Raw genomic sequence first — 21,321 nt, forward strand, 5'->3', positions numbered from 1 at the left:
CAGTACACTCAAGCGGGCCGCGCCACAGGGTTCGTGTATGGACGTTCACAACGTCACCGCCGAGGCCGAGACGTTCACCTGCAACGCCTATCTCGCGACCGGCGAGCAGACGACGCTGGTCGACGCCGGCGCGATGCGCGGCGTCGTCGACGTCATCCGCGAGCACGTCGATACGCTCGACGCCGTCGTCTTGACCCACCAGCACGGCGACCACGTCCAGCAGCTCGACGCCGTCCTCGACGCCTTCGACGTGCCGCTGTACGCCTACGGCTCCCATCCACGCCGGGACCATGCACTCGCCGACGGCGACACGCTCACCGTCGGCGACGAGGAGTGTGAGGTCATCTACACGCCAGGCCACGCCGACGACCACGTCTCGCTCGTCTCCGAGTCGTCCCTGTTTTCCGGTGACGTGGTTGTTCACGACGACGGCGCGTTCGGCGACGGCTCCTTCGGCCGCACGGACCACCCCGGTCAGTCCCGCGAGCGCCTCATCGAAAGCATCGAGACCCTCCTCGACCGCATGCCTGCCGGCGTCGAACACATGTACTCGGGTCACGGCGGCGTCTTCCACGGCGATGTCCGCGAGGTCGTCGAGCGCGCCCTCGAACGGGCCGAGCGCCGCGAGCCGAAGTATCCCGACGAGTGACCACCCGAAACCGGCACAACGCTCTCGTGGGCGGGCCGATATTCGACACCATGAACCAGCGACTTCTGACGGGGGCGGCCCTGGCGCTTTCCGGCGTTGTACTGGCCGCCATCCAGGTGCTTCACGCGGTCCAGCAGACCCGGATTCCAGTGGCGGTCGCGGTAGATGCGCTCCCCTTTGCGGCGATGGGGCTGGCGATAGCGTACGCGGGCGTCTGGCTCGCTCGCGACACAACGTTCGAGGGGGCAGCGTCCCGGGTGGCCGCGTGGGCCGCCGGCGGAACTGTGACGTTCGCCGCTGTGGCGGCGCTGCTGTTGTTCAGTCAGCGCGTGACCTCCGGCTCACTCGCCCGGGCGTCGTACGTAACGGTCGATCTCGTTACCGTTGGCGCGCTGGCCGGCGTTCTTGTCGGTCTGTACGACGCCCGGAGCCGCAGTCGGCTCCGCGAACTGGCGGCCGAGCGCGACCGCATTGAGGCGTTCGCCGGGAAGGCGGCCGACGTGAACAACTACGGACGCGCCATCGCCAGCGCCCCCAGCGTCGACGGCGTCGCTGCCTTCGTCGTCGAGGCCTTCGGCACGATGACCGGCATGGAGGAGACGGCCGTCATCCGGCTCAGGGACGGCGATGCGGTGGCGCTCGCGAACACGATTCGAACCGTGCCGGTCGACGCCGTCGGCTCGCTCGCACGGGAAGTCCGGACACAGCAACAGGGCGAGGTCACCGTTCACGACCGGCCGTTCGCCGTCGACTTCCCCGAGTCAGTCACCGATTGCGTGTCGGCGGTGGTTCTGGACGACGCGGACACGACGACAGTCGTTCTCTCAGTGACGACAGACGAGACGACTGTCGGCGAAGAAGACACAAAACTGCTGGAACTCATTGTCTCACACGCATCGGTTCGCCTGGCGACGCTCAACCGGCAGGCAGTGGACAAAGACCCAACTGACCGGTAGCGAGCTGCCGACGAAGTGCCACCGGATACCGGCGGCAACTGATCCGAAAATTAGGCGCTGCGGGTTTCTTTCGCCTTCGGACGCAGGTTGCCGTAGCCACACTTCCGGCACTGTTGGGCGCGCTCTGGGTTCCGAGCGTTACACCGCATGCAGATCTGCTTGTTGAGGAGTCGATCGGACGCTGTCTCGAAGCTAGCCATGCGCGCTTATTTCCGGTGCGCGCGTTTAAGCTTTGAGTTTCGGGTCGGGTCCAATCCGCGTGAAACGACACCGAGAGCCGGACCGTCTCCCGTCTCGGCTGCACAGACAGGCACCGGATGGCACTTCTGGCTGTCTGAACACAGGCGGTCACCGCCAGTCGTCGCTGGCTTTAGATGCCCAAGCGGCGAAGCCGGGGTATGTACGAGCAGGTCGCAGACCTCCCGGTCACCGTCGAGCGCTGTGCGTTCGAGCGCCGAGAACGGGCGACGTCCAGCGGATTCGACCGGGTGACGACCGGTATCCGACTCTCCGGCGCGGGGAAAACCGGCAGTGGGGAGGACGTGACGTACACGACAGAGGCCCACGATGCACTGCAGGATGCCGACGCGTTGCAGGGCGCGGACTTCCCGCTGGTCGGCGAGTACACCGTCGATTCCTTTTCGACGGCGCTGGCCGAGGCCGACCTGTGGCCCGAACCCCCAGACGAGGAGCGCTTCCGTCACTACCGGCGCTGGGGGTTCGAGAGCGCGGCGCTCGACCTGGCCCTGAAGCAGGCCGACACGGACCTCGGGTCGGCGCTCGGACGGCAGTACAACCCGGTGAACTTCGTCGTCTCGACGCGGCTCTCGAACGCGGACGACGACACGCCACCGACGGCTGACAGACTGGCGATGCTGTGTAAGCGTTACGGCGACCTTTCGTTCAAACTCGACCCCACGCCGTCCTGGAGCGACGCCCTCATTGACGAGCTGACGGACTACGACGTTCGGGTGCTGGACCTGAAAGGGCTGTACGAGGGGACGGATGTCGACGTGGAGGCAGACCCCGAGTTCTACCGCCGCGTCGTCGACGGCCTCCCGGACGCGCTGATTGAGGACCCCGACCTGACCGACGCGACTCGGCCGGTTTTCGACGGACAAGAGGCGCGCGTCACCTGGGACGTGCCTATCACCGGCGTCGAGAGCATCGAGGCGCTGCCGTTCGAACCGGAGTGGCTCAACATGAAACCGTCCCGTTGCGGGACCGTCGAGTCGGTGCTTGCGACCATCGACTACTGCGAGGAACACGGCATCGACCTGTACGGCGGCGGCCAGTTCGAACTCGGCGTCGGCCGCGACCACATACAGGCGCTGGCGTCGCTGTGTTACCCTGACGGGCCGAACGACGTCGCGCCCGGCGGATACAACGACCCCGAGCCGAATGCGGACCTACCGACGAGTCCACTTACGCCACCTGACGAGCCGGCCGGAATCGGGACCGGGTTCTCGTAGGCGACCTTAGATATGAAGCCGAAGTTACATTATTGTACGCATACTAACTATTGTTATGCGGTGCCAAGTCTGCGGAGAACGCATCGACGACGTGCTGGAGGCACACGCACGGCAGGCCTGTCCACACTGTGATGCGCCGCTCCTCGAAAAGCCAGCAACGCCACAGTGACTACTCCTCGGCGAGGTAGTCGTCCTGTACGTCGATGACGTCGCTCGAATCCTCGCAGTTCGCGTACCGTCCCAGCGGCTCCTCGTTCAGTTCCAGAAACGTGTGGCCCCAGGAGAACGTCGACAGAATCCGTTCGGCGTGGTCGCGCTCCCCGAGAATGACGAGTGCGCCGGCGAACGCTTCGACGGTATTGAGCTGGAAGGCCGTCCCGTAGTTGACCGGATTGCCGGCGACGAGAAACGGGAGCGAGCGGTGTATCCCCTCGAGGTCGAACGCCTCCCGTTCGGCGGTCTCCCAGGAGCAATCGAGCGCGACCAGGCGGCTGTGGCGAGCGCCGTCGCCGGCGGTCGGCCGGTCGGCCGGGGACAGCGCCTGCTCAGCGAAGGGGTTGAGCACGATTCCGGGCGGCGTCGACCGCGTCGCGCGGTGGAGTTCGGCCTCGTCCATTCGGGCCAGCTTCCGCGCGCTACATTTGTCGGGGTCGTCGTCACCCTCATACCGGACGTGCAGTTCCACACGAACGGTACCACCGTGGCCGATAAAAACGCCTCGCTCTGCGATAGTGTGCAAACACTGTTATAGCCGGCCTCAGTTGTACAACGTGTGCTTTCAGAGGGGACAGCGGCACCACTGTTCGAACTACCGGCGCTCGTTGATGGCGACTGCCAGCGAGTCGGACTGGCAGACTATCTCGGCGAGGATGTCGTCATCCTCGCGTTCTATCCGGCGGATTTCAATCCGGCCTGTGACGAGACGTCCTGTGATCTGGACGAACTCGACCTCTTTACGATGCAGAAAGACGTGACTATTCTGGGGATCAGCCCGGATTCGGTGTACAGCCACCGGGCTTTTGCCGACCGCTACGGCCTGAAAATTCCGCTGCTGTCCGACACTGACCACGAGGTCGCCCGCGAGTACAGACTCGACTTTATCGACGATATCGGCCAGCAGCTCATCGAGCGCGCCGTTGTCGTCATCGACCACGACGGCGACGTGCAGTACGCCTGGAGTACCGACGACCTTCAGGCACTTCCCCGTGTCGGAGAAATCAAAGACGCTATCGCGGACACCGGCGGTGACGACACTGCGTTCGCCCGCTACCGCGTCGGCCACGCCCACTACACGGAGGGGCGGCGCGCATTCACGTCGGCGATGAGTGCCTTCGGCGAATCGGAGTGGATGGTCGCACAGGGCGACTTCCAGCAGGCACGCGACGAGTTCGCCGACGCCGAAGACCACTTCGACACCGCTGTTCGGTTCGTCGACGACGAGTCTCTGAGACCGATTTACGAGGACGCAAAGACGAAGGCGAACTCGCTGTGGCAGGCCAGCGACTGGCTCACACAGGCCGCCCGTGCCTACTCTAGCGGGAACGGCGCCGAGGGCCAGCAACTCCGCGACGACGCGGAGCGGCCGCTTGAAACCGCCCGCGGCTACGAGGAACCCCCGGACCCTGACGGCCCGTGGCCGCCAGATGTGGAGACGCTGGAAACAGAGGCAGACGACGACCGACCAGCCTTCCTCACACAGGACGAGACGGCTGTGGATACTTCGCTCGACGTAGATATCGACGAGGAAGTCGAACAGACGGACCGCGAACTGTCTGAGACAGCGCCGCCGCCTGAGGACGCCGATGCGGCCGATGACACGCGAGATGGTGCCGATGGGCCGACGATAGAAGCAGCCGAGGAGACGACGGCGGGGACAGCTGACCAGCCACCGAATTCGGCGGAGACTTCGACCAGCGACGCGACCGCTCTTGCGGACCAGTCGACAGCGGCGGAATCTGATGCTTCGTCGGCCGACGACGGCCCGCCGGAGTCGGTGTCGCCGCCGGACGGGGACGGTGAGCTTTCGGACGTTGATGACACCGATATCGAGGAGATTCAGGCTGAACTGGCCGCCAGCGACGCCGAGAACGAGCCGACGGAGCCGCTGGACGAGACCCCGACCGCGATGGTCGAAGCGCCTCCAGACACAGTCGGTCGCGGGGACGACGCTCCCACACAGGATGCGCCGGACGGCGAGCAGTCGACCGCCGGCTCGTCGCCGGACGCCGCCACCGCCTCAGGGACGGAGACCGACGACGCAGTTGAGCTGGACCTAGCCGACCCGACGGGCGACGACGGCGACACGGGAGAAGCAGCCGAACCGGGACACACTGACGATGCTGTCCCGGACGCAACTGACGAGCCGTCCGATGCGGAGAGCGATAGAGACACGCCTGACGACCACGAAGCAGACCTGTGATGCGACCCGCGCTTCTTCGGCGGACACGGGCCTACTACGACGCCATCGACGGCGACGACTACGACCAGTTGGCCTCGCTGCTCACCCCGTCGTTCGTCCACGACCGCCCCGACCGGACCATCGACGGCCGGGACCAGTTCGTACAGTTCATGCGTGAGGGACGGCCCCAGATGGACACCACGCATCCGCTGGACGGCCTCTACTGTCGGCAGAAAGACAGCGCGGCCGAGTCGATAGACGGCGACGACACGGCGACGGCGGAAGTCATCGCTCGCGGTCGCCTACTCGATGCTGACGGTGAGCGTATCGTCGGGTTCGTCGACGTGTTCACCTTCGCCGGGGGCGACATCGAGCGCATCGAGACGTACACGCGCTGATGCTGCCCGCTCGCGGCGTTATTAGTTCACCCTCCCGGTAGCGACAGCCGAACGCCGTACATCGACCCGTCGGCTTCGGTTCCGACGAGCGCGTCCACGGTCCACGGGGTCTCGCTGACCGCGTCGCGGAACCCTGACGGCGTGACCACCAACAGGTCGGTCCACGGGCCGGCCAGCCCGTCGTACTCGACGCGGAAGGTCCGGTAGGCGACACCGGGCTGGACGAGGTGGGCCGCGTCAGTCTCCGGGTCTGCCCGGTCGAGTGTATCCATGTCGGCAACGAGACGACCACCGGGCCGCGTCACCGCCGCCAGTTCGGTGAGCGTTGTCCGGAGGTCGGCCAGCGAACTGCCGAGGCCGAGTTGCTTGCCCAGGGCGACGACGGTATCGAACCCGTCACCGGGTGGCTGTCGAAGGCCGCCGACCACTGCATCCGTGACCCCGCACTCGCGGGCGACAGTGACGGCTCCCGGACTCCGATCGACCGCCAGCACGCTGTGGCCGCGCTCCTGCAGTGGGAGCGTGTGCCGGCCGACGCCACAGCCGGCGTCGAGGACACGTCCCGTCACGTCCGAGAACAGATCCCGCTCGATAGGATGCCATTCCGACGGCCGCTCGAAGTAGCCTGCCAGATGTGCCTCGGTCACATCGTCGTCGTCGCGGCGATAGCGGGGCCGTTCGGCGAGGTCCCCGCGGTGGAAGTCCAGTACCATCTGCCCGAAAGCGTCGTCCGGCATACTTCGGCAGTGCCGGCGAACGAATGTAATACTGTATTGAAATATGGCTCCGTGTAACACGCCCCGTACGAGAAAGCGGGAGACCGGCCGAGTGCAACGGACCGCGGCAGCCTACTCTTTCTCGCCCGCTCCGACGGCGCTCTCGCCGATTTTCTCGGAGCCTTCGATGACTTCCTGACCGCCCATGTACGGGCGGAGGGGTTCGGGCACAGTGATGGTCCCGTCGTCGTTCTGGTAGTACTCCATGATGGCGACAAGGACGCGGGGCACGGCCAGTCCGGACCCGTTCAGCGTGTGGAGGTAGTCGGCGGACTCGTGGCGCTCGGGGCGGTACCGCAGGCCGGCGCGGCGCGCTTGGAAGTCCTCGAAGTTCGATACCGAGGAGACCTCGAGCCAGCGGCCACCGCGGTCGGGACCGTCCTCCATGTCGTCGCCGGGAGCCCACACCTCGATATCGTACTTCTTGGCCTGCGTAAAGCCCATATCGCCGGTACACATGTCGAGGACGCGGTAGGGGAGTTCGAGGCGGTCGAGCACTTCGGCAGCCTCGTCAAGCAGGCTCTCAAGCCGGTCGTAGCTGTTCTCCGGGCGGACGAAGTTGACGAGTTCGACCTTGTGGAACTGGTGGACGCGGACGTATCCTCGTGTCTCGGTCCCGTGTTCGCCGGCCTCCCGGCGGAAGTTCGGTGAGAACGCCTGATGTTTGACCGGGAGGTCGTCGTCCAGTAGAATCTCGCCGCGGTACATGTTGGTGACCGGTACCTCCGCTGTCGGGAGCAGCCACAGGTCGTCGCTGTCGTAGTCGTCGTCCTGTCTGGCTCCGACGCGGTAGGCGTCCTCGGCAAATTTGGGGAGCTGGCCGGTCCCTTCCATCGAATCGGAGTTGACGGGAATCGGCGGGAGTACGTCGACGTACTCCTGCTCGCGGTGGACATCGAGCATGAACTGGACGAGCGCGTGCTCTAGGCGCGCGCCCTCGCCCTTGACGAACTGGTAGCCGCCGCCGGACACCTTCGCGCCACGCTCGAAGTCGAGCAGGTCCAGCTCCTCGCCGAGGTCGTAATGCGGGACGACCTCGTCGGGCAGGTCCCGCAGGTCGTCGAATCCCTCGCGGTAGCGCTCGACGTTGTCTGCCTCGTCCTCGCCGGTCGGGACTGACTCGTGAGGGATGTTCGGCAGTTCAAGCAGGGCGTCTTCCAACTGGGACTCAAGTTCGTCGGCCCGCTCCTCGATATCCTGCAGTTCGTCTTTGAGTTCCTGCGAGCGGTCGATGGCCTCCTGTGCCTCCTCGTCCTTGCCCTCCTGTTTGAGCTGGCCGATTTTGCTCGACACTTCGTTGCGTTCCTGTCGCAGACCGTCGCCTTCGGCTTTCAGTTCCCGCCACTCCTCGTCTATTTCGAGGATTTCGTCGAGGTCGACGCCCGTGACGCCCTTCCGCTCGATAGCGTCACGAACCGTCTCGGGGTTCTCCCGGACGAACTGTCTCGATAACATGGCCGACGGTTCTCGACGGCAGAAATTAGTCGTGTCGGTCCCGCGGCAGAGCGACCCCGGCTGTCGGCCCGTCCCGCTACGACTCGCCGCCGACCTTGGTCGCAAGTACCGGGACCGGCGAGGCCCGAACGACCGACTCGGTAACGCTGCCGATGAGTTCCCGGGACGGTCCGGTCCGGCCCTCCGTCGCCATTACGATGATGTCGATGTCGTGGCGCTCGACGTACGCCACGACTTCCTCGTGGGGCACGCCCTGTTCAACTGCTGTCGTCACTGCGTCGATACCGGCGTCTTCGGCCTGTGCACGCAGGTCGTCGACAGCCTGCTGCCCAGCGTCGGCGAGGCGGTCGTAGATGCTGCTGTCCTCGAAGTCGGGAATCTGGTCGACTACCTGTTCGGTTTCGAGGACGTGTAGCGCGTGCAGACTCGCGTCGTGGCGCTGTGCGAGGTCGATGGCGTGTTCGGCTGCAGTGGCAGACCCGTCGGAGCCGTCGGTCGGAACGAGTACGGCGTCGTACATACAGTGGTGTTTCTGATTCCGGGTAAATGGCTTTGCGCTTCCTCTCTATCAACTGTCAGGACAGCCGCAGCACAACGGTTTTGCCCCCGCCGGTCACGAGGAACTGTATGGGAATCGGTGACGTTTACGAGGTGACGGTCGGGGACTGCACAGATGTCCACTACGTCGACGTCGGGATGTACGACGTAGCCGAGTACGGGCCCGTCTACATAATCGACGCCGAGCGACCGGCGCTGGTCGACACCGGCACCGGCGCGCGACACGAAACCATCCTCTCGGCGATGGAGTCGGTCGGGATCGCGCCCGAGGACCTGGAGGTCATCGCGGCGACCCACGTCCATCTGGACCACGCCGGCGGGGCCGGCTACCTCGCCGAGGACTGCCCGAACGCGACGGTCTACGTCCACGAATCCGGCAAGCGCCACCTCGTCGACCCCGAGCGGCTCTGGGAGGGGACCAAACACGCCGTCGGTGACCAGATCGAGTTCTACGGGAAGCCGGTCCCGGTCGCCGAAGACCGTATCGAGACGCTGACCGACGGCGACGTGATCGACCTGGGTGACCACTCCCTCGAAACTCTGCACGCGCCGGGCCATGCGCCACATCAGGTCGTCTTCTACGACCCTGCCATCGACGGTGTGTTCACCGCCGACGCCGCCGGCATCTACAACCCGTCGACCGACGAGATGCACGTCACGACCCCGCCGGTCAACTTCACGCTCGACCAGGCGCTCGACGACGTGGCGATGATACAGGACCTCGACCCGGACATCCTCATGTTCGGCCACTTCGGTGCCGTCGAAACCGGCGATAAGCTGGAAACATACACCGAGATACTACCTGAATGGGTCGCCGAGGTCGAGCGAAAACGCGAGGAACTGGACGACGACGAGGCAGTCATCGATTACTTCGTCGAGCGGGCCGACACCGATACCTGGGGCGAGCGAAAGGGCCGCGCCGAGATGCGCCTGAACGTCCGCGGCGTCCTCGTGGCGCTCGATAACCGGAAAGAATAGTCAGTGTCATAACGGGCCTGAAACTGGGTGATAGTGCCCCCGTCTGCCGGTGAGTGAATGCGCTTATACGGTGGCGACGCGATAGCCCGGACAGATGGAGGCCAACTGTGGCTGGTAGTTCGGGGCTACTGATTCCGCTCGTCGCCGGCATCATCGGACTTGGCGTCCTTGCACAGGTCCTCGCCGCACGCCTGCGCGTCCCCAGTATCATCTTCTACCTGCTGGTGGGTGTCATCATCGGCCAGCCTGGACTGGACATCATCGGTGATGGTACCTTTGGCGGGGCGCTGTCGGCAATCGTCGGCTTAGCAGTCGCAATCATCGTTTTCGAGGGGGCCTATCACCTCCGATTTGACCGTCTGCGCGAGGCCCCGGCCGCCACGTTCAGGCTCGTAACCGTCGGTGCGGCTATCGCACTCGTCGGCACCGCTATCGCCGTCAAGTTCGCGTTCAGTTCCGCGGCCGTCTCCTGGAACCTCGCGTTCCTTATCGGTGCGTTGCTGGTCGCGACCGGGCCGACGGTCATCACGCCGATTCTCGATGTTGTCCCGGTTCGAGACCGCGTTGCCGCCGCGCTGGAGACGGAAGGGATCGTCAACGACGTGACCGCGGCCATCATCGCTGTCGTCATCTTCGAGACGGTCAATCCGGCCGTCGCCAGTGAGAACCTCCTCCGGGGATTTGCCCTTCGACTGGGGACGGGGCTACTGGTTGGCCTCATCGTCGCTGGCGTGGTGTACTACCTCCTCCAGTACGTTGACCTCTCGCCCGGTGACGCACCGCGGAACTCCCGACTGCTCGTCCTCGCCGGGGCGCTCATCGCATACGCGGGCGCGAACACGATAGCGACCGAGGCCGGCGTCGCCGCCGCCGCCACGGCGGGGATGGCGCTCGGGAACGTCGACCACCCGTACGAGGAAGATATCGAGGAGTTCAAAGGCGACATCACGTTGCTGGTGCTGTCGTTCGTGTTCATCGCCCTGGCGGCGCAACTGGAACTGGCCTCGCTCATTGATGTCGGGCTAGCGGGCATCATCGTCGTCCTCGCGGTCGCTCTGCTCATCCGCCCGCTGCTGGTGTTCGTCTCGACTGTCGGTGACCGGTTTACGACCAACGAGAAGCTGTTCGTCAGCTTCGTGGGGCCGCGCGGTATTATTCCGGCGTCCGTCGCGACGCTGTTTGCCGTTGAACTGAACGCCGCGGCCGAGGAGGTCACCGGGGCACAGGCCGAACTGCTGGGGACGCAGGCGGATATCCTGCTGGGCACCGTCTTCCTCGTTATTTTTGCGACCGCCCTGTTTGAGGGCGGACTGGCGCGCTACATTGCGGAAAAACTGGATGTGATACCAATGCGAGTCATCATCGTCGGCGGCGGACAGGTGGGCCGAGCGCTCGCCGCACGCCTCGAAGACCGGGGCGAGAACGTCGTCATCATCGAACAGGACGAAGAGACCGTCGAACGAGCCCGAAACGAGGGATACGCCGTCGAGATCGGCGACGGCACCGACACCGACGTGTTGCGGTCGGCCGGGGCCGAGAACGCCAAGACCGTCGTCGCGGCGACCGGTGACGACGACGCGAATCTGCTGGTGTCTCAGCTGGCGAGTTCGAAGTTCAGCGTCGACCGAGTGATAGCCCGCGCGAACAATCCGGACAACGTCGAAGCCTTCGAGGACCTCGGCGTCCGGACCATCTCCTCGGCGATGGCGACGGCATGGGCCATCGACAACCAGATCGAGCGCCCGGCTATCGCTCACTGGATGACTGATGTCGGTCGGAGCGGCGATGTTCAGGAGGTTGAGGTCAAGAACCGGGAACTCATCGGCAAGCCGATCCGCGAGATCGGGCCGATGCTGCCCGACGCCTGTCTGGTCGCGCTCGTCAGCGGGGACCTCCACGAGAATGCCGAGGTACCCACGGCCGACTACGTCCTCGAAGAAGGCGACATGGTGACGCTGCTGGGCCGCCGAGAGTCCGTGCGCGACGGAATGAAGATGGTCAGTGGCGATTAGTCGTCGGTCAGGTGGGTGACCTCTGATTCGTCGACGCCTTCCGTCCACGGCGACTCACCGCGGTCGCCGTCAGTTTTGTACGTTCCGCGAGCGCTCGCGATGTGATGGCCGTCGGTGTCGTACACTTCTGCGTCGACGACGGAGACGCTCCCGCCGCTTCGGATGACCTCCGCCTCAGTCCGTAAATCGGCGGTCGCCGGCGCGAGGTAATCGATCCGCATGTCGACCGTCGGTGAGACCGTGCCGGATTGCGAGACGACGGCCGCCCCGCCGACAGTGTCGACGAGCGAGTACGTGACGCCACCGTGTGCGATTATCGATTCGGGGTTCGAGGAGTGGCCGTCCTCCAGCGGGAGTTCGCCCGCCGCATACCCGTCATCGACAGCCGTGATCTCCATCCCTAACTGCTTGACAAACGGGATGTCGTTGAACATCGATTTGAGACTCATAGCTGTCCCCACGGAATCGAGTCTGATAAGCCTCCGAGAACGGACAACAACGGGTCAGGTGTGGGCGTTTACCCGGATCCGCTCTGCTGTCAGTCGTTTACTCCCAATCACTGTCCCTCTTTGGCCCCTGATGACCTAATATGATTTTAGGCAGATATGTGGGTACTACTATATGTTCCCCGTCGCAACCGGATGCTATGCAACCACAGCGGGCGACGTACGTAAAGAAAGCCTGTGCCTACATCACCAGAAACGGGTCGGAACTTCTGGTGTTCGACGGGCCGGGCCACGACGGGCTACAGATACCAAAAGGAACTGTTGAACCGGGCGAGGAACCGCGGGTCGCCGTCCAGCGCGAGGCCGTCGAGGAGAGCGGTCTAGCCTCCTTCGAGCACCTGCGACATATCGCCACCGACGTCTGGACGCGTCGCCAGTCCCCGCCGAAGCGGTACGTGCGGTCGTTCTACCATCTTCCCGTTCACGAGTCCCGGGACCACTGGGTCCACACCGTCACCGGGACGGGCGAGGAGCGCGGCGCGGAGTTCGAGTTCTCGTGGGTTGACCTCCCGACCGATGCCACCTTCGCACTCGACCTTGACGACTATCTCCACTCGCTGACGAGTCCCGCCAAGGCGACGACAGCTGGCGATGTGGCTGCCGATTAGCGACAGTCTTCTCTCAAATAGTGGTCACGCGAGCGTCGCAACGGTCGCAAATCACGGAGCCACAAGCGACGGACTGCGGTAGCGTACTGCACCCGCGCCGACAGCGGCCGTTCAGGGTAGCCGGAACTCGATGGCCGCACCCTGACCGAAGCCGACACACTCCGTTGCTAGGCCCAGCTCCGCGTCGCGGCGGTTCATTTCGTGGACGAGCGTCACTGGAAGGCGCGCGCCGGAGGCCCCGAGCGGGTGGCCGATGGCGATTGCGCCGCCGTTGACATTGTAAATGTCGTCGTCGAAGCCGAGTTCGCGCTGACAGTACAGACACTGGGATGCGAAGGCCTCGTTGAGTTCCACGAGGTCGTAGTCGCCCGTCTCACGGTCCGTCCGTTCGGTGAGTTTGCGAACGGCGGGGACTGGCCCGATACCCATTACCGTCGGGTCGACGCCGGCGACTTCGTGGGAACCGATTTCCGCCAAGATGTCGAGTCCGCGATCCTCCGCGAACTCGCGTGACGTGACCATCAGCCCCGCCGCGCCGTCGGAAACTTGCGAGGCGTTGCCGGGTGTGACCGTCCCGTCCGATTTGAACACCGTCGGAAGCTGGGACAGCTTTTCCAACGTGGTGTCGGGACGGATACCTTCGTCTGCTTCGAGTTGCCCGTCATCGGTATCGACAGGGACAATCTCGTCGTCGAAGCGACCGGACTCCGTCGCGTCGGCGGCGCGCTGGTGGCTCCGGAGTGCGTACTCGTCTTGTTCCTGACGGGTGACTTCCATCTCGCTGGCGACCTTTTCCGCGGTCATTCCCATCTGGAGTTCGCCGATGTTGTAGTGTTCGGCCAGTCGCGGGTGGACGTTGTGGGTGTTCTCGTCCATCTGCACGCGGGACATCGACTCGACGCCGCCGGCGATGAGCACGTCGCGCTGGCCGGCCGCGATAGCGTCGGCAGCCCGCATCAGCGCCTCGGCGGAGGACGCACACCAGCGGTTGATCGTCGATGCGGGGACGCTCTCGCCGAGGTCGGACAACAGCGCGATGACTCGGGCCATGTTGTTGCCCTGTTCCCCGCGCTGCTGGGCACACCCCCACAGCAGGTCGTCGACCTCGTCGGCCTCGACGCCGGTCGACGCGAGCAACTGGTTGATAAGCGGCACCGAGAGGTCTTCGCTCCGGACACCGGCGAGTGCGCCGTCCTCCTTTCCTTGTGGCGTTCTGACTGCGTCCACGATGACAGGTGTGGGCATGGACAACGGAACGTTTCGGCCTGTGTTAAATCCTGACAAACTCGACACAGTGGGGGAACCGTTGTCGTCTGCCCGGTCCGACCGCTACCCGTCGCGGTCGGGCGACGGGGTCACTCTGGCTCGAACCCCGGTGGGAGGCCAGCGTGTCTGAGTCCTTCCCGCTCGTCGATATGGAAGCGGTAGACTGTGATGTCGCCGTCTTCGATAGCGTCCCTGAACAGTTCCGGCCGCCATGCCGTATCGAGCACGCCCGCGAGGTCGTCCCACTCGGACTCGGGGACGGCCTCGATACTGCCCTGCAACAGGACGCTCTCCCAGTGGAACATCGACTCGACTTTGTACACGAGCACGGTCGCGTCCGCTGCCGCTTCGGTCAACTGTTGCTTGCGGCTCGCCGACCCGCCGACGAAGGTGAAATACAGCGCGCTGTCGCCGTCGTAGCCAAACGACAGGGGAATCATGTACGGGCCGCTCTCGGTCGGCAGGCCGAGCACGCCGACCCGCTGGTTCGACAGGAACGCCCCGATGTTGTCGTCGTCCATGCGCCTGAGTCCGGCCGCTTCGAGCGTCTCTACTGTCATATGAGTGTAACTTCGACCGAAAACTGCTTAATTAATTCGGCTATTCTTCCTGACGGAGAATCCCGGTCCGAGGGGCGCTCCGGCGACGCTACTCCGTCTGCGGCGCACCGGGTGGGTGGCGCTTGACCCGCTTGATTGCGGCGACGGCCTTGTTGCGCTCGGCGTACCCCTCGCCGGAGTCGGCGACGATTTCGCCGTTGTGGTGGCGGAGCCGCCAGCGCCACTCCGCACCCCGGTCCTCGTACACTTCGAAGGCCGCACTCCCGGTCTCAAGCAGGTCGGCGTAGGACTGGACCCGCTCGCGGCTCGCCTGTTCGGCGGCCTGGGACTGCTGTGTCGCTTCCCGCGCGGCCGTCTCGGCCTCCCGGGTAGCCTGTTCGGCTACTTCCGTCGCTGTCCCGTCCGTATGGCCTCGGCATAGACCTCTTTCCGGCCGGTCAGCAGCGGAGAAACGACCGCGCCGACTGCCATCAGGCCGAGACCGACGATGTACAGCGTCACCGCCGGATTCCCCTCTAGACCGGTCCAGTTCGACGGGTAGAACGTGGTGAACCACACGATTGCGACCAGTCCGACCACGGCACCGACGTACGTGAGTATCAGGCCCCGGCGTGTCAGCGGCAGTCTGGTGGTCGGGCCCGCAAACAGCGAGATGAGCCCGATAGCACCGAGGAGATAGGCCAACTGCCGGGGCGTGCTCCGCGAGCCTGTCAGGTAAAACAGGAGAAGGCCGACGATACACAGCACGATGCCGAACACGAACAGCCAGTACCCGTAGGCCTCGTCGTCGGTCGTTGGTCACCGATGCGGTTCCGGTACGCCGAGAGTAGTGTGTTATTAGTTGCCACGATAAGGGTGCACTGGGGTGATATATTACCTTGGTGTCGGCCACCGGGGCTTCGAGTGACTTATACCGGTCGCGTGGTAACATCAGTGGGAATGAGCAATCCGGAACTGGATGTCGTTGAGTTTCTGCTGACGGCCACTATCTACAGCGAGCGGCGGGACCTCGAGCCGGACGATTTGCCGGCCTCGTACCGGTCCGTCTTCTGGAGCGACGGCGAGATCGAGCGGCCCCTGTCGATCACCAACACGACCGCGAGCGAGGCCACCGGCGTCGAGCGCCCCTGGGCGGCCATCTCCGGCCTGATGTTCACCGACCGCGACGACTTCTCGGGGAGCATCTCCCTGACCGACCGTGACCTCGCCGAGGAGTGGTTCCTCGAACGAGTCGACGCCGCGGCCCTCGAAGACAACCCGGTTCTGACGAAAGCCTACGAGGACCAGGTCGAGGGGGCCGACTACGAGCGGGCTCGCGAGCAGAACCGGCCCTCGCGGGCCGACCGCGCGTTCATCGACGCCAAACTGGAGGAGGCCTTCGACACCGACGACGAGGACGACGAGGAGATGCTCGACCTCGTGGACGTGCGCGCCCCCGAGGAGGTGGAGATGACGCTGGACGACCTGGTGTTGACCACCGACCAGGAAGACGAGATTCAGAAGATAGTCAAGGCCATCGAACACCGCGACTACCTCGCCCGCATCGGCCTGCGGGAGATAGGGAAACTCCTCTTCGTCGGCCCGCCGGGGACCGGCAAGACGAGCGTCGCCCGCGCGCTGGCCCACGATCTCGACCTGCCCTTCGTCGAGGTGAAACTGTCGATGATTACCAGCCAGTACCTCGGCGAGACGGCCAAGAACGTCGAGAAGGTGTTCGAGGTCGCAAAGCGGCTCTCGCCGTGTATCCTCTTTATGGACGAGTTCGACTTCGTCGCCAAGACCCGCTCGTCGGACGAACACGCCGCCATCAAGCGCGCCGTCAACACCCTGCTCAAGAGCATCGACGAGATTTCGCTCATTCAGGACGAGGTGTTGCTCATCGGCGCGACGAACCACCCCGACCAGCTCGACGCCGCCGCCTGGCGACGTTTCGACGAAATCGTCAATTTCCCCAAGCCGGACCACGGGATGCGCGCGGACATCCTCCGCATCGTCACCCAGCAGATGGAGATCGACGACTTCGACCCGGAGACGCTGGCGGAGCTGACCGAGGGGCTGACCGGCAGCGACCTCCGGCTCGTGCTCCGCGAGGCCGTCCTCAACGCCCTGACTGAGGAGCGGACCACCCTCACTCAGCAGGACCTCGAAGACGCAATTATCGACTTCGAGGAGCGTGACAACCTCAAAAACATGGACATGATGGACGGCGACGCCGACGCGCTAGTCGCCGGGAGCGGCGGCTTCTCCGGCGACGGCGGCAGTGATCACGACCACGATCACGACCACTGAGGCGGCTTATCAGCGCAGGAACCCGTTCCGGCTGTCGGTATGAGCGATTTACTTATCACTACAGAAACCATTCTCTGCAGCCATGGCTGACGACCCCGTGTTCACTGAGACAGACGACCTCGCCGAGTCGTGGGTTGACGTTCGCATGACTGATCCGCAGGAAGGCGAGTGGGACGTAGACGTGGTTATCGCCGAGAAGCAAGTCGAGTACGTCGACCTGCGCATCCGGCCGGAGTTACTTGAGGGATTCTTCGAGTGTCTGTTCGACGACCTCTCGGACGAGCGCGCTCGGTCCCTGCTGGCGGCGACGATAGAGCGACAGGATATCGACCCCGCGATGCTCGTCGACGAGGAGTAACGAAAGCGAGGGGCTTACGCGGGTCGCCCTCTGACCCATAGGTAATGGAGGTCACGCTGCTTGGGACCGGCGACACGACTGGGACGCCGACTGTCCAGTGCAACTGTGACACGTGCGAACGGGCGCGCGACCCCGACGAGGAACTCCGGGCCCGCGTCCGCGAACGCGGCATCGACCCGACGGGGGGCGTCGAACGGTCGCGCTTCTCCGTCGCCGTGGCGAACGACGAAACCGGCGAGTCGCTGCTGATCGATCTGAGTCCGGACTTCCGTCACCAGTTCCTCCGTGAGTCGGTCCCGCTACCGGACGCGGCCATCGTCACGCACGTCCACTTCGACCACCTCGACGGTCTCGGGAACGCCTACCGCCTGTTCGACGACCTGCCGGTCCACGCCGCTGACGAGACGGACCCGGTGACCGACGAGAGCGTCGCCGAGAGTGTCCGGAGCCGCTATGATTACCTCGATACGGTCTCGGTCCACGCACAGACGCCGTTCGAGCCGTTCACCGTCGCGGGCTTCGAGGTGACCCTCGTCCCGGTCACGCACCCGCCGCTGCTGTGTTACGGTCTACGCATCGAGGAGCCCCAGACCGGCGCAGTACTGTCGATATCCGGGGACACCTGTTACGACGTGCCCGAGCGCTCGAAATCCGCGCTGACCGGTGCCGACCTCGCGCTCGTCGAGGGCATCGTCCACCCGGAGGCCTGCGAGTACCACCCGAAAGGCGGCGCTCACCACGACGCGGACGGTGTGCCGCGGACCTTTGGCACGAAACACATGACCTTGCCCGGTGCGCGGGACTTCGCCGACGACATCGCGGCCGACGACTACCGTATCGTCCACACCGCCCATTACGTCCCCGCGGACCGAGCCTTCGCCGACGATATCGGACTCGACGGCGAGCGGTTCACGCTCTAATGTCGCGCTCGGCTGGATGAAACAGGCCGTAGCTTATAGGCACTGGCGCATGATCCGGCTGTATGGACAGGCGTGGCATCGCGGAGATCGGTGGGCTGTCGCTGGCCGGCGGCGTCCTCGCAATCGCCGGTCAGCAGATCATCGCGAACAGCATCGACTGGGTGTTTGTCGTGGGGCTGGTAGCCTGTGTCGGGATTGCGGCCGCAGCGAACTATCAGGCCAGAACGAAACACGCAGCCAAGGTCGCCACCGAAGCCCCGGCGGTGACCGAAGACAACTACGAACAGCACGGCCGCCCGACCGCCGGCGACGGCGGTGTCCCGCCCGATGACGCGCAATCAGGCGACGAACGGTAGCCTTGCCGACTTCTTCTAGCCGAACCGATCTAGTCCCGACTGGCGTCGCCTGCGTCCGTCGGGGTCTGCCCGCCAGGGCGTCCGCTCGGCCCGGAGCGCGTCGCCGTCGATGGCCGGCGGGTCGGCCGCTTCGTACCCCCCGCAGTCCGGTCCGCACTCGTCGCTCTCCCGGACCGCGCGGTCCTTCCACTGACAGTACGGAATCCCGTCGCTATCCGGCGAGCATCGCTCGCACGAGGGGTAGTCGAAACTCCGCCACCCCTTGCCGTAGGCTCGCTCGGCCAACTGCCGGCGCGTGCGGGCCTTCTCAGCGGCGCTGACCACGCGCACGTCCGCCCGAACCGGACGCTCGTCGAGGAGTTCGACACCGGCGTCGTCTGTCGGCAGTGGTGTCGCCTCCCGACGGACATCTATCGTTCTGCTGTCGGCGTCGAACCGCCAGACGCCGACTTCCTCTGGAATTCGGTTGAGGTGCGCTCCGGTAACGTAAGAGGCCGTCGCCAGTACGACGCGGTCGGCGAGCGCGAGAGAGACATCGGTCCGCAACTGCGATTCCAAGTCGCCGGGCCGGCCCAGGTCCGGCTTGTTCTCGACGGCGACGATTTCGCCGACCCAGTCGGGGTACCGCGTCGTCTGGCGGACGTAGGTCCGGCCGCCGCGGCGCTCGCGTTCGAAGAACCCGCGCTCGACCGCCAGTTCGACGGCGCGCTCGGCGCGGTCGGGATGGCAGTCGAAGGCGTCCTTCCAGTACCGCGCCCGACCCGGGCCGACGCTGCTTTCGATGGCCGCCGTCGGCAGCCGTTCGGGAGTGATGGCTGCTCGCTCGTCGAACTCGGGTCCCGGCTCGACAACGACGGTGTCGAGGACGCGCCGGCCGTGGACAGCGCCGCCGAGCTGGCGGCTCACCAGCCGGCCCTCGCGTTCGAGGTGGGCACACAGCGCCAGTTCGAAGTCGAACTCCCGCACGACTGGAGGCAGGGCCGGGACGGGCAAAAGCACCGCGCCCGGCTCCCGCGCGCCGACGAGGCGGCGGGCCAGCGCCACCAGCGCGAGTACCGGAGTCAGCGAGGGCGTCCACAGGGGGCCGAGGTACGCCGCCAGCAGGGACCAGATCGGCGATTGAACGGGGGCCGTCGGGGCGCAAACAGTAGGTTTATCAGTTGCACGCGGCGAAACTCCACCAAGATTACTCTCGAAATGACATCAAACAAACAACCGGAGGTGAACATCGGACTCGTCGGGCACGTCGACCACGGAAAGACGACGCTCGTACAGGCGCTGTCCGGCGAATGGACCGACCAGCACTCCGAGGAGATGAAGCGCGGAATCTCTATCCGACTCGGCTACGCCGACGCGACCTTCCGTCGCTGCCCGGAGGCCGAGGAGCCGGAGGCCTTTACTGTCGACGAACACTGCGACGACCACGACGTCGACACCGACCACCTCCGGACGGTGTCGTTCGTGGATGCGCCCGGCCACGAGACGCTCATGGCTACCATGCTGTCCGGTGCGGCCATCATGGACGGGGCCGTCCTCGTCATCTCGGCGACGGAGCCTGTCCCGCAGGCCCAGACCGAGGAACACCTGAGCGCGCTCGATATCATCGGCATCGACAACATCGTCATCGCCCAGAACAAGGTCGACCTCGTCGACGAGGAGCGGGCGATGCAGAACTACGAGCAGATTCAGGAGTTCGTCGAAGGCACCGTCGCTGAAGGCGCACCGATTGTCCCCATCAGCGCGGGTCAGGAGGCCAACATCGACCTGCTCATCGAGGCCATCCAGTCTGAGATTCCGACGCCGGAACGGGACCCAGACGAGGACGCCCGCATGATGGTCGCACGCTCGTTCGACATCAACCGACCCGGAACGACCTGGGAGGACCTGATGGGCGGCGTGCTGGGCGGCTCGCTCGTGAGCGGGCAACTGGACGTCGATGACGAGATTGAACTCCGTCCCGGTCGCGAGGTCGAGGAAGGCGGCCAGACGGAGTGGCAGCCCGTCACGACGACGGTCCGGTCGCTCCAGTCGGGCGGTGACTTCGTGGACACGGTCACGCCGGGCGGCCTGCTGGGCGTCGGGACCGGTCTCGACCCCGCAATCACGAAAGGCGACGCGCTCGCCGGGCAGGTCGCCGGGCCGCCCGGAAGCCTCCCGCCGGTCCACGAGACGTTCACGATGGACGTAGACTTGCTGGAACGCATCGTCGGTGACGATGGCGGCGAGGTCGACGAGATATCGACCGGCGAACCGCTCATGCTGACTATCGGCACCGCCACCACGGTCGGGTCGGTCACGAGCGCCCGGGACGACGAGTGCGAGGTCGCGCTCAAGCGCCCGGTCTGTGCGGCCTCGGGCTCGAAAATCGCCATCAACCGCCGCGTCGGTGCTCGGTGGCGGCTCATCGGTGTCGGCACGCTGCGGTGATGATTGTGCTGGACACGAACGCGCTGATGATGCCGGTCGAATGCAACGTGCGACTGTTCGAGGAACTCGACAGAGTGCTGCCAGACGCGACGGACTACGTCGCGCCCGCCGCCGTCCGCGACGAGCTAGCGAAACTGGCCGACGGGGCTGGCGCGGAAGCGACCGCCGCTTCGGTCGGACAGGACCTGCTGGATCGGTGCACGGTTCGGGAGACGACGGCGGACTACGCGGACGACGCCGTCCTCGAACTGGCACAGACAGACGATGCGACACACGCGGTCACGAACGACGCCCCCCTCAAACGACGCCTGCTGGACGCGGGCGTTCCAGTAATTAGTTTAAGGGGCCGGAACAAACTGGGTATCACTCAACCATAACA

24 protein-coding genes and 1 pseudogene are annotated in these 21,321 nt (G+C 65.2%); 14 read left to right on the forward strand and 11 right to left on the reverse strand.

The genetic code is table 11. The features are described from left to right. The first annotated feature begins 37 nt into the window (after positions 1 to 37). Both BVU17_00385 and BVU17_00390 read left to right on the forward strand, forming a co-directional pair. Positions 38 to 649, forward strand: a complete 612-nt coding sequence (locus BVU17_00385) for an MBL fold metallo-hydrolase (GenBank protein ID AUG48792.1) — start codon at positions 38 to 40, stop codon at positions 647 to 649. Between the two features lie 50 nt (positions 650 to 699). Next, positions 700 to 1,605, forward strand: coding sequence for a hypothetical protein (locus BVU17_00390; protein AUG46058.1), 906 nt, complete (start codon positions 700 to 702; stop codon positions 1,603 to 1,605). Positions 1,606 to 1,655: 50 nt separating this feature from the next. Here BVU17_00390 and BVU17_00395 read toward each other — a convergent pair whose 3' ends face one another. After that, positions 1,656 to 1,805: a 50S ribosomal protein L40e gene (locus BVU17_00395; protein AUG46059.1), complete on the reverse strand. Its 150-nt coding sequence runs from the start codon at positions 1,803 to 1,805 to the stop codon at positions 1,656 to 1,658. 198 nt (positions 1,806 to 2,003) lie between these two features. Between BVU17_00395 and BVU17_00400 the strand changes: the two genes are divergently transcribed. Then, the gene (locus tag BVU17_00400; protein AUG46060.1) at positions 2,004 to 3,077 is read left to right on the forward strand and encodes an enolase; all 1,074 of its coding nucleotides are present in this window, start codon (positions 2,004 to 2,006) and stop codon (positions 3,075 to 3,077) included. A 169-nt stretch (positions 3,078 to 3,246) separates the two neighbouring features. Here the strand turns inward: BVU17_00400 and BVU17_00405 are convergent, their stop codons facing one another. Beyond that, positions 3,247 to 3,762 carry a hypothetical protein gene (locus BVU17_00405; protein ID AUG46061.1) on the reverse strand — a complete coding sequence of 172 codons (516 nt, stop codon included), beginning with the start codon at positions 3,760 to 3,762 and terminating at the stop codon, positions 3,247 to 3,249. 87 nt (positions 3,763 to 3,849) lie between these two features. Between BVU17_00405 and BVU17_00410 the strand changes: the two genes are divergently transcribed. Both BVU17_00410 and BVU17_00415 read left to right on the forward strand, forming a co-directional pair. After that, positions 3,850 to 5,496: a monooxygenase gene (locus BVU17_00410; protein AUG46062.1), complete on the forward strand. Its 1,647-nt coding sequence runs from the start codon at positions 3,850 to 3,852 to the stop codon at positions 5,494 to 5,496. Continuing rightward, positions 5,496 to 5,873, forward strand: coding sequence for a hypothetical protein (locus BVU17_00415; GenBank protein AUG46063.1), 378 nt, complete (start codon positions 5,496 to 5,498; stop codon positions 5,871 to 5,873). Before BVU17_00410 ends, BVU17_00415 begins: the two co-directional genes overlap by 1 nt. A 26-nt stretch (positions 5,874 to 5,899) precedes the next feature. Here BVU17_00415 and BVU17_00420 read toward each other — a convergent pair whose 3' ends face one another. From BVU17_00420 to BVU17_00430, 3 genes are all read right to left on the reverse strand, one after another. Further along, a complete protein-coding gene (locus BVU17_00420) occupies positions 5,900 to 6,610 on the reverse strand; it encodes an SAM-dependent methyltransferase (GenBank protein ID AUG46064.1) in 711 nt (236 codons plus the stop codon). A 111-nt stretch (positions 6,611 to 6,721) separates the two neighbouring features. Further along, a complete protein-coding gene (locus tag BVU17_00425) occupies positions 6,722 to 8,104 on the reverse strand; it encodes a serine--tRNA ligase (GenBank protein ID AUG46065.1) in 1,383 nt (460 codons plus the stop codon). A gap of 76 nt (positions 8,105 to 8,180) precedes the next feature. Beyond that, positions 8,181 to 8,624 carry a universal stress protein UspA gene (locus BVU17_00430; protein ID AUG46066.1) on the reverse strand — a complete coding sequence of 148 codons (444 nt, stop codon included), beginning with the start codon at positions 8,622 to 8,624 and terminating at the stop codon, positions 8,181 to 8,183. Positions 8,625 to 8,731: 107 nt separating this feature from the next. On the opposite strand from BVU17_00430, the gene BVU17_00435 reads away from it, so the two are divergent. Together BVU17_00435 and BVU17_00440 are read left to right on the forward strand one after the other, a co-directional pair. Further along, positions 8,732 to 9,640, forward strand: a complete 909-nt coding sequence (locus tag BVU17_00435) for an MBL fold metallo-hydrolase (protein AUG46067.1) — start codon at positions 8,732 to 8,734, stop codon at positions 9,638 to 9,640. A gap of 107 nt (positions 9,641 to 9,747) precedes the next feature. Then, a complete protein-coding gene (locus tag BVU17_00440) occupies positions 9,748 to 11,652 on the forward strand; it encodes a potassium transporter (protein ID AUG46068.1) in 1,905 nt (634 codons plus the stop codon). Here the strand turns inward: BVU17_00440 and BVU17_00445 are convergent. After that, positions 11,649 to 12,101: a thioesterase gene (locus BVU17_00445; GenBank protein AUG46069.1), complete on the reverse strand. Its 453-nt coding sequence runs from the start codon at positions 12,099 to 12,101 to the stop codon at positions 11,649 to 11,651. The genes BVU17_00440 and BVU17_00445 overlap by 4 nt on opposite strands. A gap of 197 nt (positions 12,102 to 12,298) precedes the next feature. Here BVU17_00445 and BVU17_00450 point away from each other — a divergent pair, with 197 nt between their 5' ends. Beyond that, positions 12,299 to 12,766: a DNA mismatch repair protein MutT gene (locus BVU17_00450; GenBank protein AUG46070.1), complete on the forward strand. Its 468-nt coding sequence runs from the start codon at positions 12,299 to 12,301 to the stop codon at positions 12,764 to 12,766. A 111-nt stretch (positions 12,767 to 12,877) separates the two neighbouring features. Here BVU17_00450 and BVU17_00455 read toward each other — a convergent pair whose 3' ends face one another. The 4 genes and pseudogenes from BVU17_00455 to BVU17_00470 all read right to left on the reverse strand — a co-directional run bounded on the left by BVU17_00455 (position 12,878) and on the right by BVU17_00470 (position 15,351). Beyond that, on the reverse strand, positions 12,878 to 14,011 hold the full coding sequence (locus BVU17_00455; GenBank protein ID AUG46071.1) for an acetyl-CoA acetyltransferase: 1,134 nt from the start codon (positions 14,009 to 14,011) through the stop codon (positions 12,878 to 12,880). Between the two features lie 110 nt (positions 14,012 to 14,121). Then, positions 14,122 to 14,592, reverse strand: a complete 471-nt coding sequence (locus tag BVU17_00460) for a pyridoxamine 5'-phosphate oxidase (GenBank protein ID AUG46072.1) — start codon at positions 14,590 to 14,592, stop codon at positions 14,122 to 14,124. Positions 14,593 to 14,689: 97 nt separating this feature from the next. After that, positions 14,690 to 14,830, reverse strand: a pseudogene (locus tag BVU17_00465) (hypothetical protein). Between the two features lie 143 nt (positions 14,831 to 14,973). Then, on the reverse strand, positions 14,974 to 15,351 hold the full coding sequence (locus BVU17_00470; protein ID AUG46073.1) for a hypothetical protein: 378 nt from the start codon (positions 15,349 to 15,351) through the stop codon (positions 14,974 to 14,976). Between the two features lie 180 nt (positions 15,352 to 15,531). Here BVU17_00470 and BVU17_00475 point away from each other — a divergent pair, with 180 nt between their 5' ends. From BVU17_00475 to BVU17_00490, 4 genes are all read left to right on the forward strand, one after another. After that, on the forward strand, positions 15,532 to 16,881 hold the full coding sequence (locus BVU17_00475) for an AAA family ATPase (protein AUG46074.1): 1,350 nt from the start codon (positions 15,532 to 15,534) through the stop codon (positions 16,879 to 16,881). A gap of 82 nt (positions 16,882 to 16,963) precedes the next feature. Then, positions 16,964 to 17,239 carry a hypothetical protein gene (locus BVU17_00480; GenBank protein ID AUG46075.1) on the forward strand — a complete coding sequence of 92 codons (276 nt, stop codon included), beginning with the start codon at positions 16,964 to 16,966 and terminating at the stop codon, positions 17,237 to 17,239. A 44-nt stretch (positions 17,240 to 17,283) separates the two neighbouring features. Then, positions 17,284 to 18,159, forward strand: a complete 876-nt coding sequence (locus BVU17_00485; protein ID AUG46076.1) for an ATP-binding protein — start codon at positions 17,284 to 17,286, stop codon at positions 18,157 to 18,159. Between the two features lie 62 nt (positions 18,160 to 18,221). After that, a complete protein-coding gene (locus BVU17_00490) occupies positions 18,222 to 18,515 on the forward strand; it encodes a hypothetical protein (GenBank protein ID AUG46077.1) in 294 nt (97 codons plus the stop codon). 15 nt (positions 18,516 to 18,530) lie between these two features. Here BVU17_00490 and BVU17_00495 read toward each other — a convergent pair whose 3' ends face one another. Next, entirely contained in the window at positions 18,531 to 19,481 is a 951-nt protein-coding gene (locus BVU17_00495) for a hypothetical protein (protein AUG46078.1), read from the reverse strand. Between the two features lie 231 nt (positions 19,482 to 19,712). Between BVU17_00495 and BVU17_00500 the strand changes: the two genes are divergently transcribed. Together BVU17_00500 and BVU17_00505 are read left to right on the forward strand one after the other, a co-directional pair. Next, positions 19,713 to 20,942, forward strand: a complete 1,230-nt coding sequence (locus BVU17_00500; protein ID AUG46079.1) for a translation initiation factor IF-2 subunit gamma — start codon at positions 19,713 to 19,715, stop codon at positions 20,940 to 20,942. Beyond that, on the forward strand, positions 20,942 to 21,319 hold the full coding sequence (locus BVU17_00505) for a twitching motility protein PilT (protein ID AUG46080.1): 378 nt from the start codon (positions 20,942 to 20,944) through the stop codon (positions 21,317 to 21,319). Before BVU17_00500 ends, BVU17_00505 begins: the two co-directional genes overlap by 1 nt. The last annotated feature ends 2 nt before the right edge of the window (positions 21,320 to 21,321 follow it).

This window comes from Haloarcula taiwanensis, from assembly GCA_002844335.1.
GTDB lineage: Archaea > Halobacteriota > Halobacteria > Halobacteriales > Haloarculaceae > Haloarcula > Haloarcula taiwanensis.